This is a genomic window from Microbacterium sp. LTA6 (assembly GCF_045690355.1).
GTDB lineage: Bacteria > Actinomycetota > Actinomycetes > Actinomycetales > Microbacteriaceae > Microbacterium.
Map to the genome: position 1 here is coordinate 2,324,720 of NZ_CP147855.1, position 14,073 is coordinate 2,338,792.

Genomic DNA, 14,073 nt, shown 5'->3' on the forward strand with positions numbered 1-14,073 from the left:
GATGTTCCGCCGATCGATCTACAAGACTCCCACCCAGCTTCGGGCCATGGTGGAGCCTGGACTGATCACGGCAGCAGCGCTGGATGCCATTCGTCCCCTGATCCGCGCCGGGGTGACGACCCTCGAGCTCGACGCGGCGGCGAACCGTGCGATCCTCGAACGCGGGGCCGAGTCCAACTTCCAGCTGGTCCGGGGGTACCACCACACGATCTGCGTCTCCGTGAACGAGCAGGTCGTGCACGGCATCCCGAGCGACCGCGTGCTGCAGCCGGGCGACATCGTCTCGGTCGACTGCGGGGCGCAGTTCCAGGGCTGGAACGGCGACAGCGCGATCACCGTCGTGATCCCCGACCCGTCGCGCGCCGATCTCGTCGCGCAGCGCGAGGAACTCTCGCGCGTCACCGAGGGGTCGATGTGGGCCGGTATCGCGACGATGGCGACGGCGTCGCACCTCGGCGACGTCGGCGCAGCCATTCAGGACTACATCGAGGCGCAGGGATCCTCTGCGGTGACGGGGGAGCCGTACGGCATCCTCCGCGAGTACGTCGGACACGGCATCGGGCGCAAGATGCACGAGGCGCCGAGCGTGTTCAACTACCGGACGCCGGATCCCGGTGCCGAGGTGAAGCCGGGCCTGGTCGTCGCCATCGAGCCGATGGTCACCGCCGGCGGCGAGATGACGTTCGTCGAGGATGATGACTGGACCGTCTCGACCATCGACGGCACCGACGGCTCGCACTGGGAGCACAGCGTGGCTGTGCACGACGGTGGCATCTGGGTGCTGACGGCGCCTGATGGCGGCGCTGAGGGGCTGGCGCCGTTCGGCGTCACTCCGGTGCCCGTCGCCTAGAACTGCGCAGCTCCAGGCGCTCACAAGAGGCGCATAGGCGCGCCGGGCAAAATAAGATCGTAGGGTGCGCGCTGCGCACGGAGACTTCAGTCGGGTTCGCGCTTCGGGCGAGCCTCGAGAGAAACGGAACGCAATGGCCGCTGCGAAGGGCAACACCACCAACTGGTTCGCCATCTGGATATCGATCGCCGTGGTCGTCGTCCTCGTCGGACTCGGCGGCCTCGTCGTCTTCCTGAACAACATGGCCACCGCTCCTGGTGCCGCTCCGAAGAGCGACATCGTCAACGAGGAGACCGGCGCGATCTCCTTCGGCACCGGCGAGGATGTCGTCGACACGTACGTCGACTTCATGTGCCCCGCCTGCAACGCTTTCGAGGGTCAGTTCGGCGAACAGCTTCAGAGCGCAGCGGCGGACAATGAGATCACCCTCAACATCCACCCGATCTCGATTCTCGACCGCCTGTCGCAGAACACGAACTACTCGACGCGGGCAGCGAATGCGGCGTACTGCGTCGCGGAAGACGCTCCCGACGCCTTCTTGGACTTCTTCAACCTTCTGTACGCGAACCAGCCGGCGGAGAACTCCACCGGTCTGACGGATGACGAACTCGCGGCCTTTGCTGAGCAGGCGGGGTCCGCTGGAGCGGCTGACTGCATCGCGGACGGCACCTTCAGCGACTTCGTCGCGGACCGTACGCCCGAGACGCCTCCGGGCCCGCAGGGCATCAGCACGCCGACGGTCACCATCAACGGAGAGCGTCTCGACCTGCAGGCCGGCGGAGCCGCGGAACTCGCGAAGCTCCTTGGCATCGGCTGATCAACAGACGCGAGGAGGGCGGGCCCGCACAGCGCGGGTCCGCCTTTCCCACGCCGGGGTGTCCGCATTTGCCGGATGCCCCGCCGTCAGATACCATGGATCTTTGGTGCCTTGCGCCTTGATTCGGCGTGTCTGAATCGGCGAAGCATCAATATCCAATCACCCACCGCAGATCGACCGGTCTGCAGAAGCGTCAGCGAGGCTATGGCTAAGAAAGACGGTGTCATCGAGATCGAGGGCGTGATCTCCGAGGCGCTGCCCAACGCGATGTTCCGCGTTGAGCTCGCCAACGGGCACAAGGTCCTTGCAACGATTTCCGGAAAGATGCGGCAGAACTACATCCGCATCATCCCCGAGGACCGCGTGGTCGTGGAGCTCAGCCCCTACGACCTGACGCGCGGTCGTATCGTCTACCGCTACCGCTGATCGGTCGAGAAGTAACGGCCTGATTCCGCGGAGCGGGGTCGGTACGAAGACAGCGAACAGGAAACATCATGAAGGTCAACCCCAGCGTCAAGCCCATCTGCGATCACTGCAAGGTGATCCGCCGTCACGGCCGCGTCATGGTGATCTGCAAGAGCAACCCGCGCCACAAGCAGCGTCAGGGCTGATCTTTCAGATCCCCCAGCACAACTGAATACACAACAGGCAGGATCAGAACCCGCGCAAGCGGGGGACACCTCGGGGCAGAGGCCCGGGCACCGATCCTGCTCCACACCTCTACAACACTCAGGAGAGTCGCATGGCACGTCTTGCCGGCGTTGACATCCCGCGCGATAAGCGCGTGGTGATCGCCCTTACCTACATCTACGGCGTTGGCCGTACCCGTTCTGTCGAGATCCTCAAGGCAACTGAGATCGACGAGAGCATTCGCGTGAAGGACCTCAGCGATGACCAGCTGATCATCCTCCGCGACTACATCGAAGGCAACTACAAGGTGGAGGGTGACCTGCGCCGCGAGGTCGCCGCAGATATCCGCCGCAAGGTCGAGATCGGCTCCTACGAGGGCATCCGCCACCGTCGTGGTCTCCCGGTCCGTGGTCAGCGCACCAAGACCAACGCCCGTACCCGCAAGGGCCCGAAGCGCACCGTCGCAGGCAAGAAGAAGGCCCGCTAAGCAGCGGCCCCAGGGACTAGGAGAACACTTTCATGGCTGCACCCAAGGCCGCCGCGCGCAAGCCGCGCCGCAAGGAAAAGAAGAACATCGCGCTGGGCCAGGCCCACATCAAGTCGACGTTCAACAACACGATCGTCTCGATCACCGACCCGTCCGGCGCTGTCATCAGCTGGGCATCGTCCGGTGGAGTGGGCTTCAAGGGCTCGCGCAAGTCGACCCCGTACGCGGCCGGCATGGCCGCCGAGTCGGCTGCTCGTCAGGCGCAGGAGCACGGCGTCAAGAAGGTCGACGTCTTCGTGAAGGGTCCGGGCTCCGGCCGCGAGACCGCGATCCGCTCGCTGACCGCTGCCGGCCTCGAGGTCGGCTCGATCCAGGACGTGACGCCGCAGGCTCACAACGGCTGCCGTCCGCCGAAGCGCCGCCGCGTCTGATCCGGCAATGACGAGGGATGCTTCGGCATCCCTCGTCATGCCCGCGTGCGGGCACTGATTCAACTAAAGACCTCACCCACCACATGTCATATAGCGGTCATGTGATCGAAAGGAACACAGAGTGCTTATTGCACAGCGTCCCACACTCATCGAGGAAAAGATCGTCGAGAACCGGAGCCGGTTCATCATCGAGCCTCTGGAGCCCGGCTTCGGATACACGATCGGCAACTCGCTGCGTCGCAGCCTGCTGTCGTCGATCCCCGGTGCCGCTGTCACCAGCGTTCGCCTCGACGGTGTGCTGCACGAGTTCAGCACCATCCCCGGCGTGAAGGAGGATGTCACCGAGATCATCCTCAACATCAAGCAGCTCGTCGTCTCGAGCGAGCGCGATGAGCCCATCACGGCATACCTGCGCAAGACCGGTTCTGGCGAAGTGACCGCTGCAGACATCTCGGCTCCGGCCGGTGTCGAGGTGCACAACCCCGAGCTCGTCATCGCGACCCTGAACGACACCGCGAAGTTCGAACTCGAGCTCACGATCGAGCGCGGCCGTGGCTATGTCTCGGCGACGCAGAACCGCAACGAGTACGCCGAGGCCGGTCAGATCCCGATCGACTCGATCTACTCGCCGGTCCTGAAGGTCAGCTACCGGGTCGAGGCGACTCGTGCCGGTGAGCGCACCGACTTCGACAAGCTCATCCTCGACGTCGAGACCAAGTCCTCGATGCTGCCGCGCGACGCTGTCGCGTCGGCCGCGAAGACGCTCACCGAGCTGTTCGGTCTCGCCCGCGAGCTGAACGTCGAGGCCGAGGGCATCGAGATCGGCCCGGCGCCGGTCGAGGCGGTGAGCTCCAGCGAGCTCTCCATGCCGATCGAAGACCTCGACCTGTCGGTCCGCTCGTACAACTGCCTCAAGCGTGAAGGCATCAACACGGTGTCCGAGCTCGTCGCCCTCTCGGAGACGCAGCTCATGAACATCCGCAACTTCGGCCAGAAGTCGGTCGACGAGGTGCGCGACAAGCTCATCTCGCTCGGTCTGTCGCTCAAGGATTCGGTGCCCGGTTTCGACGGCGCCCACTTCTACGGCGGCAGCGAAGACGAGTCCTTCTGACCTTCCCGAAATTCTGACCAGGAGTTAGTCAACTATGCCTAAGCCCACCAAGGGTCCCCGCCTCGGAGGCGGCCCCGCACACGAGCGCCTGATGCTTGCCAACCTCGCGGCGGCGCTCTACACCCACAAGTCGATCAAGACGACCGAGACCAAGGCCAAGCGCCTTCGTCCGCTCGCCGAGCGACTCATCACCTTCGCCAAGCGCGGCGACCTGCACGCACGCCGTCGCGTGCTGTCGGTCATCGGTGACAAGGAAGTCGTACACATCCTTTTCGCCGAGATCGCGCCGCTGGTTGCAGACCGTGAGGGCGGCTACACCCGCATCACGAAGGTCGGCAACCGTAAGGGCGACAACGCTCCGATGGCCGTGATCGAGCTCGTTCTCGAGCCCGTCACCCCGAAGGCGAAGTCGACCAAGAAGGCTGCTGCTGCCCCGAAGGCTGCGGAGAAGCCGGCCGAGGAGGCCCCCGTCGAGGAGGCCGCCGAGGAGACCGCTGCTCCTGCCGCGTTCGCCGCCGCAGAGTTCGGTGACGACTCGGCAGAGCCGCTCGAAGACGGTTCCGCTCCCGAGGGCTTCGACATCAAGGGCAACAAGGACTCGATGAAGTTCCACCGCCCCGATGGCCAGTGGTACGAGGCCACCGTCGCCGAGGTGTGGTTCCGCACCGCTGAGGCCGCTGAAGCCGCAGGTTTCGTCGAGGCCGGCAAGTAAGCCACAGCTTCACAACGAAGAAGCCCGCCCACCCTTCGGGGTCGGCGGGCTTCTTCGCGTTCGCGGCGCGGGTCAGCGGGCGCGAAGGTCCTTGCGTAGGATCTTCCCGGCAGCGGACTTCGGGATCGCATCGATGAACTCCACCTGGCGCACTTTCTCGTGCGGTGCGACCTTCGCCGTGACGTGAGCCATCACCGCATCCGCGTCGATCTCCGCGCCCTGCTGCACGACGACGAATGCCTTCGGCACTTCCTGCCCGTCGCTGTCGAGTGCCCCGATGACGGCGGCATCGGCGATGGCCGGATGCTCGAGGAGTACGGCTTCCAATACCGCAGGCGCGACCTGGTACCCCTTGTACTTGATGAGTTCCTTCAGGCGGTCGACGATCCGGAAGATGCCGTCGGCGGACACCGTCGCCACATCGCCCGTGTGCAGCCAGCCGTCGGCGTCGAGCATCTCGGCGGTGGCCTCGGGGCGATTGAGGTAACCGCTCATCACCTGCGGCCCGCGCACCCACAGCTCGCCGGGTGCGCTGACTCCGTCGGCAGAGGCTGGGACGTCTGCTCCCGATTCGGGATCGACGAGCCGCGCCTCTGTGTTCGGGACGAGCGGGCCGATCGACGACTTGTCGACGTCGTGGCGTTCTGCGGGGATCAGGGTGACCGCCGGGCTGGTCTCGGTCATGCCGTAGCCCTGTACGACCGTGCAGCCGAGTCTGTTCGCCACGGCAGCAGCCAGGGCGCCATCCAGCGGCGCGGCGCCCGAGAAGATCACATCGACGGCGGAGAGATCGTACTGGTCGATGATCGGATGCTTCGCGAGGGCCACGGCGATCGGCGGGGCGACGAAGACCCAGGTCGTGCGATGCTCGCTGATGATGCGGAGGAACTCGGGCAGATCGAACTTCGGCATCGTCACCAGGGACGCGCGCTGCCGCAGCGCGAAGTTCAGAAGTACGGTCATCCCGTAGATGTGGAAGAAGGGGAGCACGGCGAGCAGTCGGTCGGTCTCATCCACGCTCAGGACGGGGCGGCACTGTGCGACGTTCGCCACGAGATTGCGGTGCGTGAGCATGACGCCCTTGGGCCTGCCGGTCGTTCCCGAGGAGTACGGCAGAACGGCGAGATGCGTGGCCGGATCGAATGTCACCTCCGGTGCACCCCGGCCTTCACCGAGAAGGGCAGGGAGTGACGGATGGCCCTCGGCGCCATCGAGCACGATCACGTGATCCGCATCCATGCCCACCTTCTCGGCCGCTGCCTTCGCGCCGGCCAGTAGTGGCGAGACGGTGACAAGCCAGGTCGCCTCTGCGTCGACGAGCTGATTGGCGATCTCCTCCGGCGTGTAGAGCGAGTTGATGGTCGTCGCGGTTGCGCCGGACCGCAGGATGCCGTGGAAGACGGTGGCGAAGGCGGGGATGTTCGGGCAGAGAAGGCCGATCGTGGTGCCCACTCCGACTCCGCGAGCAGCGAGTGCACCCGCGAAGAGGTCGATCTGACCGATCAGCTGACGATAGGAGGTCTCCGCGCCACTGGTTCCGTCTACGATGGCGACAGCATCCAGTCGAGACTCCTCCAGGTCTCCGAAGAGATAGTCGTACACGGAGACATCGGGGATGTCCACGTCGGGGAACGAACTGCGATGCATGTGATCTCCTTTGACCGAACCGAACGACGGACCTCTCCGACGATGCGATTCAGTGTCGCATAAATCGACACTGCGTCCCAGGGGTCATTCCGGCGACCCGATCAGAGGGGGCGGACGTCCGTTGCCTCATGCGCGCGGTAGCGCGTGCTCGGGCGCCCCTTGGTCGTGTAGTCGAGCGCACGGAGCGCGCGGCCGGAGCCGGCGAGATGCTCCAGGTAGCGACGGGCGCTCACTCGGGAGATCTGCACGTCCTCGCCGATCTCGCTGGCCGAGGCATTCGGCCGAGCGGAGAGCGCAGACACGACCCGATCCAACGTCTCGGCGCTGAGTCCCTTGGGCACCCCGAACCGCTGACGGAACGCGATGATCGCGTCGGCCGTCTCGACCCTGCGCACGACATCGTGCAGTTCGGTGTGATCGCGCAGCAGCAGCGTCGCCTCGACGCCCTCGCCGTCGACGATGCTGCCGGTGCTGCGGGCGACGAGTACATGCGAGCCGACGATCACAGGTCGTCCTGCGGGCTCGCCTTCGCGGAGAACCGCCATCAGTTCGTCGCCCAGCACGCCGTCGGCATCCGCATCGGTGATGTCCACGGCATCCCTGCCGAGGAACCTCGCGGCCGCATCGTTGACGAGCGTGACGCGGCCCTCAGCGCTGACCGTGATCACGCCCTCGCTGAGGCGGTGCAGGGTGGTCTCCTGATTCTTCACGAGCGCGGCGATCTGGTGGGGTTCCAGACTGTAGATCCGGCGCCGGATGACGGAGGTCACCCATGCCGATCCCAATACGCCGAGCACGGCGGCGGCGAGCATCGCCGAGATCAGCCAGGTGAGGTTGCTCAGGAACTCGGCGTTCAACTCCGATTCGAGGATGCCGACCGATGCCGTGCCGATGACGTCGCCGTCCTCGTCGCGGATCGGCACCTTCACGCGCCATGACGTGCCGAGCGTGCCGGTCTGGGTGCCGACATAGATCTCACCGGAGAGCGGAACGGACGCATCGGTCGACACCTCCTCGCCGATGCGGTCGGGATTCGGGTGGGAATAGCGGATGCCGTCGGCATTGGCCACGACGACGTACGCGAGATCGGACGCCTCACGGATGACCTCGGCGACGGGCTGGATGGCGGCCGACGGGTCGATGTCGTCGAACGCATCGAGAACGGTCGGCAGCGAGGCGACCGATTGCGCCACCGCCTGCATCCGCTCCTTGTAGGCCTCCCGGAGCGCATTCTCCTGGAAGGCTCCGGCCACGATGCCGGTCGCCAGGGTCACCAGGAACACGATCAGCGCCTGGAGCAGGAGCAGCTGTACGCGGAGCGTCATCTTCGAAGCCACCTGACCATTGTCGCGCGGTGCCGGGGCGCTCGCGAGGCCTGGAGATGTCCGTCGACGACCAATAGTTCCGAAAGCGGGACCAATGGTTTCCGAAGCTTGAGCAGCAGCATCCGCCCTCTTACGGTTGCGGACAGCAATCACGAACGCTCAAGGAGGAGCGCATGAAGAAGACACGCACCGGCATCCTGGCCGCACTCGCCACAGCCACAGCCCTGGTATTGACCTCTTGTGCCGGCGGGACGACACCCGCCGCCGATGAAGAAGGACCCGAAGAGGCGGTGTCGATCACCGACGTCTCCATCGTGGTCCCCGCAGATCCGGGCGGAGGCTGGGATCAGACCGGCCGCGCCATGTCGGAGCTGCTGACGGGCGAGAAGATCGTCGACTCGGCACCGGTCACGAACGTCGGCGGCGCCGGCGGTACCGTCGGACTCGCACAGCTCGCCAACCAGAAGGACCCGAACACGCTCATGGTGATGGGTCTGGTCATGGTCGGCGCCGTGGAGACGAACGCCTCCGCGGTGCGGATCGAGGACATGACGCCCATCGCTCGGCTGACCGATGAGCCACTGGTCGTCGTCGTGCCGGCCGACTCGAAATACGACACGCTCGAGGACCTGGTCGAGGACATCGTCGACAAGGGGCAGGCGATCACCATCACGGGCGGCTCCGCCGGCGGCGCCGACCACATCCTCGCCGGGCTCATGCTGGAGGCGGCCGGGCTCGATGGAGCCGAGATCGCTGAGAAGCTCAACTACACGCCGAACTCCGGCGGTGGCGAGGCGACGACGCTGATCCTCGGTGGGAAGGTCGCGGCCGGCATCTCCGGCGTCGGCGAGTTCCTGCAGCACATCGAGGCCGGCACCATGAAGGCGCTCGCGGTCTCATCCGAGAAGCCCGTCGAGCAGCTCCCAGATGTGGACACCATCACGGATGCCGGCTACGACGTCGTGCTCACCAACTGGCGCGGAGTGATCGCACCCGGAGGAATCGACGACGCCAGCCGTGCCGAACTCGAGCGGATCGTCACCGAGCTGCACGACTCCGAGGCGTGGGCCGCAGAGCTGGAGACCCGTGGATGGGCCGACGCTTTCCTCACCGGGGCGGAGTTCGATGACTTCCTGACCGGCAACATCGAGGAAGTCACGGCGACCCTGAAGAACATCGGATTGGTCGGCTGACATGACCACGGGGTCTCCGGGAACGGGACCCGACAGCGTACGGGCCGGTACGAACCGGCCCGTACGGCTCGTCGCCTCCCTCCCGATCGGCGAACTCGTCTTCGCCGCACTCATGGTCGCGCTCGGCGTCTTCGCCCTCGTGGGCGTCTTCGCAATCCACGTCCCGGTCGGCGCGCACGTCGGGCCGCGGGTCTTTCCGATCTTCGTCGCCGTGATCCTGCTCGGTTCCGCGGTCGCGGTGCTCGTCGGCATCCTCCGCGGACAGCGCGGCGTGCCGGAAGGCGGGGAGGACATCGATCAGAGCCTGCCGACCGACTGGCTCACCCTGCTCAAGATCGCCGGTCTGGTCGTGGCGCACCTGCTGCTCATCGAACCCATCGGCTGGGTTCCGGCAGCCGCTCTGCTGTTCGGCGGGGTCGCGTGGTCGCTCGGGGCCAAGCGCTGGTGGATGGCGCTCCTCATCGGGACCGGGCTCGCCCTCGTCATCCAGATCGTGTTCGGTGGCCTGCTCGGGCTGTCGCTGCCCTGGGGTCCGGCGCTCGAGTGGCTGGGAAGGATGTTCTGATGGACAGCTGGACTCTGCTCCTCGAGGGCTTCGCGACCGCTCTGCAGCCGCAGTATCTCGCCTTCGCCTTCTTCGGCGTGCTCGTCGGCACCGCCGTGGGCGTGCTCCCCGGTATCGGTCCCGCCATGACGGTGGCGCTGCTGCTGCCGCTGACGAACACTCTCGATCCGGCGGCTGCTCTGATCACCTTCGCCGGCATCTACTACGGCGGAATGTACGGCGGTTCGACCACCAGCATCCTGCTGAACACCCCAGGGGAATCGGCCTCGATCGTCACCGCGATCGAGGGGAACAAGATGGCGAAGCTGGGGCGGGGCGCTGCGGCGCTCGCCACGGCCGCCCTCGGATCCTTTGTGGCCGGCACTCTTGCGACCGTCGGGCTGACGCTGCTGGCACCGGTCCTCGCGCAGTTCGCGGTGAACCTCGGGCCTGCGGATTATGTCGCCCTGATCGTGATCGCGTTCATCACGGTCGGCGCACTGATCGGATCGTCGGTATCGCGCGGAATGCTGTCGCTCGGCGTCGGCCTCTTCCTCGGTCTCGTCGGCACGGACACGCTGTCCGGTCAGCAGCGCTACACGCTGGGGCTGCTGCCGCTGTCGGACGGCATCGATGTCGTGCTCATCGCGGTCGGTCTGTTCGCGGTAGGGGAGACGCTGTACATCGCTGCGCGCCTGCGCCACGGCGGTGTCTCCGTCATTCCCGTCACCCGCGGCCGGAGCAACAGGATGACCAGGGACGACTGGCGTCGCTCGTGGAAGCCGTGGTTACGCGGCACCGCCATCGGCTTCCCGATCGGCACGATCCCCGCCGGTGGTGCGGATGTGGCGACCTTCCTCTCGTATGCGACGGAGCGCAAGCTCTCTCGCCACAAGGAGGAGTTCGGCCATGGGGCGATCGAGGGCGTCGCAGGTCCCGAGTCGGCGAACAACGCGGCAGCCGCCGGCGTGCTCGTGCCCCTGTTGACGCTCGGGCTGCCGACGACGGCGACGGCCGCGATCATCCTCACCGCGTTCCAGTCCTACGGGCTGCAGCCGGGGCCGATGCTCTTCCAGAGCCAGTCCACCCTGGTGTGGGCGCTGATCGCGAGCCTCTACATCGGCAACGTCATCCTGATCGTGCTCAACCTGCCGCTGGTGGGCATGTGGGTGAAGCTGTTGCAGATCCCGCGGCCGTATCTCTACGCCGGCATCCTGATGTTCGCCGCTTTCGGGGCATTCGCGCTGAACTTCTCGGTCGTGGACATCCTGATCCTGCTGGTCATCGGCGTGCTCGGCTATTTCATGCGACGCTACGGGTTCCCGGTCGCGCCGCTCGTGGTGGGCACGATCCTCGGCCCGATGGGGGAGGAACAGCTGCGCAAGGCGCTGCAGTTGAGTCAGGGCGACGTGACGACGCTGATCGCGCAGCCGTTCGCGGCGATCGCGTATGCGCTGCTCGCGTTGCTCATCGTGGGCGGGCTGTGGCTGCGCCGGCGGCAGCGCCGGTACGAACAGGCGCTGACCGAGTCGATCGCCGTGCCGATCAAGGCCGATTCAGAAGTCTGAATCGTCGCGCGCCCTGCCCTCCCGACGGGAGGGCAGGACGCGCGGGGCTAGGCTGGAGACGTGATGGATGCCGCAGCTTCGCCGCGCCGCGGGGCTCGGGCCTACGCGGCTTTCGTGGTCATCGGGCTGCTCGCCGGACTTCTCTCCGGACTCTTCGGCGTCGGCGGCGGCACCGTCATCGTGCCTCTGCTGGTGCTGCTTCTGCAGTTCGATCAGCGCATCGCGGCCGGCACCTCGCTCGCAGCGATCGTGCCGACGGCTACGGTCGGCGTGGTCTCTTATGCGGTGTCGGGCTCGGTGGCCTGGGTCCCCGCGATCATCCTCGCGGCCGGTGCGGTGGTGGGTGCCCAGATCGGCACCTGGCTGCTGCCGCGGATCTCGCAGACGGCGCTGAGGTGGGGCTTCTTCGGGTTCCTGGTCGTCGTCATCGCGAGCCTGTTCCTGGTGATCCCTTCTCGAGATGCCGCCTTCGCGCTCACCTGGTGGAGCGGAATCGCACTCGTCGCCGTCGGCGTCGGCGCCGGGCTCCTCGCCGGCCTGATCGGCGTCGGCGGCGGTGTGATCGTCGTTCCCGTGCTCATGCTGGCGTTCGGGACGAGCGACCTGGTCGCCAAGGGCACGTCGCTGCTGATGATGATTCCGACGGCCGTCTCCGGCACCGTCGGCAACATCCGGCATCGAAACGTCGACCTGATCGCCGCGGCGGTGATCGGCGCCTCCGCCTGCACGACGACCGCACTCGGCGCGTGGTTGGCGACGATCATCGATCCGGCGGCGGGCAACATGCTGTTCGCGGCATATCTCGTCGTGATCGCTGCACAGATGGCGATGAAAGCCATCCGCGGACGCAAGCGGGACTGAGCGCGCACTCGGGCTCGAGGATGAAGGAATCTTCATCCTCACCTCATGCAGGCATCATGATCGCCCAGCAGGATGGTCGTATGACCTCCGCACGACGCATCCTGATCCCGGGCGCTCTGATCGCACTTCCGGTGGCCTTTGCCGTGGGCATCGTGGCGCACGCGCAGATGCCCGCAGCTCCGCGGCTGCCGGACGCGCCGGTCACGGTGCAGCTGGCTTCGCCGACGCCGGTCACTCCGGCTCCGCCGGCACCGCAGGTAGAACCCGCGCCTGCACCACCGGCCGCTCCGGCGCCGGGCGTTCCCGGCGACGACGACGATGACGAGGGCGACGATGACTGATCCGCTGGTCGACCTGCACCAGGTCGCCGAGACCGACGACGTCCGCGTCGGCCGGCCGGGCACTCCGCTGCGCACCCTGCGTGCCCGGTCGATGCCCGCCCGCTGGAGGATCACCGCCTGGATCATCCTCAGCACGATGGTCACGCTCGTCGCGGTGGGCATGATCGGCCGCAGCATCTTCGTGGCCGGCGTGGAGCGGGCGGCGAACACCGAGATCGAACAGGAAGCCGATGAGTTCATCCGGTTCTCGGAGAAGGCCGGTGCAGAGGGGCTCTCCACGCCGGAGCAGCTCCTGCAGGAATACGTGGCGCGGCAGGTGCTGCACGATGAGGTCGTCGTCGGAATCGTCGACGGGTCGATCGTCGCGGTGGCGAACGGCCTCACGGGAGCGAACTCGGTGAGCGGCGGTTCCGCAGAGGTGCCGGGCGGTGACGGACTCGTCGACCGGCTGCTGGACTCGAATGCGGCATCCGGTGTCGTCGAGACCGGAGACACCGGACCCGCGCGATGGGGACGGCTGGAGTTCACGTCGGGCGACAGCGGCGGGACGCTGGTGATCCTGCAGTTCACGCAGGATGCTCGAGCTCAGGTCGACGAGAGCTTCACGGGGATCGCCTGGGCCGCCCTCCTCGGCCTGCTGCTCAGTTCGGGAGTCGCATGGCTCGTCGCCGGTCAGATCCTCGCGCCGGTGCGCGACGTCTACCGCGTCGCGCGCGACATCGGCGAGCACGATCTCACCGCCCGCGTGCCGGTGGACGGCAGCGACGACATCGCGGCCGTCGCGACGACTTTCAACCAGATGCTCGATCGCCTCGAGGCCGTCCATGCCACGCAGCAGAGATTCGTCGACGATGCGGGTCACGAACTGCGCACCCCGATCACGATCGTTCGCGGCCACCTGGAACTGCTCAGCGACGACCCTGAGGAGCGTAAGGCCACGCTGCGGCTGATCAGCGACGAACTCGATCGGATGAGCCGCATCGTCACCGACCTGCTCGTCCTCGCCCGCGCGCAGCAACCGGACTTCGTCCGCGTCGCATCGTGTGATGTGACCGCGCTCACGCTCGACATCGAGGCGAAGGCGCAGGCGCTCGGTGCTCGACGATGGCAACTGATGGAGGTCGCCGAGGGCAGCATCCGCCTCGATCCGCAGCGCGTCACCCAAGCCGTTCTGCAGTTCGCGGCCAACGCGGTGCAGGTGACCGATGAGGACGACCGCATTCGGATGGGCTCCCGCTTCGAAGGAGACGGCACCGAGCGGCTGCTGCGGCTCTGGGTGCAGGACACCGGCCCTGGCGTGCTCGCGGAGGATGCGGAGCGGATCTTCGAGCGCTTCGTCCGCGGCTCCGCTCGCGGCGACACGGTCGGGCGGCATGGCTCGGGCCTCGGGCTCGCCATCGTGCGCGCGATCACGGACGGCCACGGCGGATCGGCCTGGGTCGACAGCGTCCCGGGCGAGGGCGCCACCTTCGGAATCGACATCCCGGCGCCGATCGACGCGCGGGAATCGGCTGCCGGCGAATGGTCGCCGGCGCTCATCGCAGAGAGGAACTGAG

General features: G+C 66.7%; 16 protein-coding genes. 14 read left to right on the top strand and 2 right to left on the bottom strand.

Annotation, left to right across the window (positions count from 1 at the left end):
* Position 1: 1 nt before the first annotated feature.
* From map to rplQ, 8 genes are all read left to right on the top strand, one after another.
* Positions 2-850 carry a type I methionyl aminopeptidase gene (map, locus tag LTA6_RS10875; protein ID WP_407357818.1) on the top strand — a complete coding sequence of 283 codons (849 nt, stop codon included), beginning with the start codon at positions 2-4 and terminating at the stop codon, positions 848-850.
* A 133-nt stretch (positions 851-983) separates the two neighbouring features.
* Positions 984-1,667 (top strand): thioredoxin domain-containing protein, encoded by a 684-nt coding sequence (locus LTA6_RS10880; protein WP_363548499.1) that lies wholly within the window; start codon positions 984-986, stop codon positions 1,665-1,667.
* 204 nt (positions 1,668-1,871) lie between these two features.
* On the top strand, positions 1,872-2,093 hold the full coding sequence (gene infA, locus LTA6_RS10885; protein ID WP_102191677.1) for a translation initiation factor IF-1: 222 nt from the start codon (positions 1,872-1,874) through the stop codon (positions 2,091-2,093).
* A 68-nt stretch (positions 2,094-2,161) separates the two neighbouring features.
* A complete protein-coding gene (gene rpmJ / locus LTA6_RS10890) occupies positions 2,162-2,278 on the top strand; it encodes a 50S ribosomal protein L36 (protein ID WP_005050492.1) in 117 nt (38 codons plus the stop codon).
* Between the two features lie 131 nt (positions 2,279-2,409).
* Entirely contained in the window at positions 2,410-2,784 is a 375-nt protein-coding gene (rpsM, locus tag LTA6_RS10895) for a 30S ribosomal protein S13 (protein ID WP_341973769.1), read from the top strand.
* A 32-nt stretch (positions 2,785-2,816) separates the two neighbouring features.
* Positions 2,817-3,215, top strand: a complete 399-nt coding sequence (gene rpsK / locus LTA6_RS10900; protein ID WP_033106075.1) for a 30S ribosomal protein S11 — start codon at positions 2,817-2,819, stop codon at positions 3,213-3,215.
* 121 nt (positions 3,216-3,336) lie between these two features.
* A complete protein-coding gene (locus tag LTA6_RS10905; protein ID WP_341973770.1) occupies positions 3,337-4,326 on the top strand; it encodes a DNA-directed RNA polymerase subunit alpha in 990 nt (329 codons plus the stop codon).
* Between the two features lie 34 nt (positions 4,327-4,360).
* Positions 4,361-5,038 carry a 50S ribosomal protein L17 gene (gene rplQ / locus LTA6_RS10910; RefSeq protein WP_407357819.1) on the top strand — a complete coding sequence of 226 codons (678 nt, stop codon included), beginning with the start codon at positions 4,361-4,363 and terminating at the stop codon, positions 5,036-5,038.
* 72 nt (positions 5,039-5,110) lie between these two features.
* Here the strand turns inward: rplQ and LTA6_RS10915 are convergent, their stop codons facing one another.
* Both LTA6_RS10915 and LTA6_RS10920 read right to left on the bottom strand, forming a co-directional pair.
* Positions 5,111-6,685, bottom strand: a complete 1,575-nt coding sequence (locus LTA6_RS10915) for an AMP-binding protein (RefSeq protein WP_407357820.1) — start codon at positions 6,683-6,685, stop codon at positions 5,111-5,113.
* A gap of 101 nt (positions 6,686-6,786) precedes the next feature.
* On the bottom strand, positions 6,787-8,022 hold the full coding sequence (locus tag LTA6_RS10920) for a hypothetical protein (protein WP_407357821.1): 1,236 nt from the start codon (positions 8,020-8,022) through the stop codon (positions 6,787-6,789).
* Positions 8,023-8,183: 161 nt separating this feature from the next.
* On the opposite strand from LTA6_RS10920, the gene LTA6_RS10925 reads away from it, so the two are divergent.
* From LTA6_RS10925 to LTA6_RS10950, 6 genes are all read left to right on the top strand, one after another.
* The gene (locus LTA6_RS10925; RefSeq protein WP_341973774.1) at positions 8,184-9,203 is read left to right on the top strand and encodes a tripartite tricarboxylate transporter substrate-binding protein; all 1,020 of its coding nucleotides are present in this window, start codon (positions 8,184-8,186) and stop codon (positions 9,201-9,203) included.
* 1 nt (position 9,204) lies between these two features.
* Positions 9,205-9,768 carry a tripartite tricarboxylate transporter TctB family protein gene (locus LTA6_RS10930; RefSeq protein WP_363548492.1) on the top strand — a complete coding sequence of 188 codons (564 nt, stop codon included), beginning with the start codon at positions 9,205-9,207 and terminating at the stop codon, positions 9,766-9,768.
* On the top strand, positions 9,768-11,315 hold the full coding sequence (locus LTA6_RS10935; protein ID WP_341973776.1) for a tripartite tricarboxylate transporter permease: 1,548 nt from the start codon (positions 9,768-9,770) through the stop codon (positions 11,313-11,315). The genes LTA6_RS10930 and LTA6_RS10935 overlap by 1 nt, the downstream gene beginning before the upstream one ends.
* A 63-nt stretch (positions 11,316-11,378) precedes the next feature.
* The gene (locus tag LTA6_RS10940; RefSeq protein ID WP_407359268.1) at positions 11,379-12,176 is read left to right on the top strand and encodes a sulfite exporter TauE/SafE family protein; all 798 of its coding nucleotides are present in this window, start codon (positions 11,379-11,381) and stop codon (positions 12,174-12,176) included.
* An 80-nt stretch (positions 12,177-12,256) separates the two neighbouring features.
* The gene (locus LTA6_RS10945; protein WP_341973777.1) at positions 12,257-12,517 is read left to right on the top strand and encodes a hypothetical protein; all 261 of its coding nucleotides are present in this window, start codon (positions 12,257-12,259) and stop codon (positions 12,515-12,517) included.
* Complete coding sequence (locus tag LTA6_RS10950; protein WP_407357822.1) at positions 12,510-14,072, top strand: sensor histidine kinase; 1,563 nt, start codon at positions 12,510-12,512, stop codon at positions 14,070-14,072. Before LTA6_RS10945 ends, LTA6_RS10950 begins: the two co-directional genes overlap by 8 nt.
* Position 14,073: the final 1 nt, after the last annotated feature.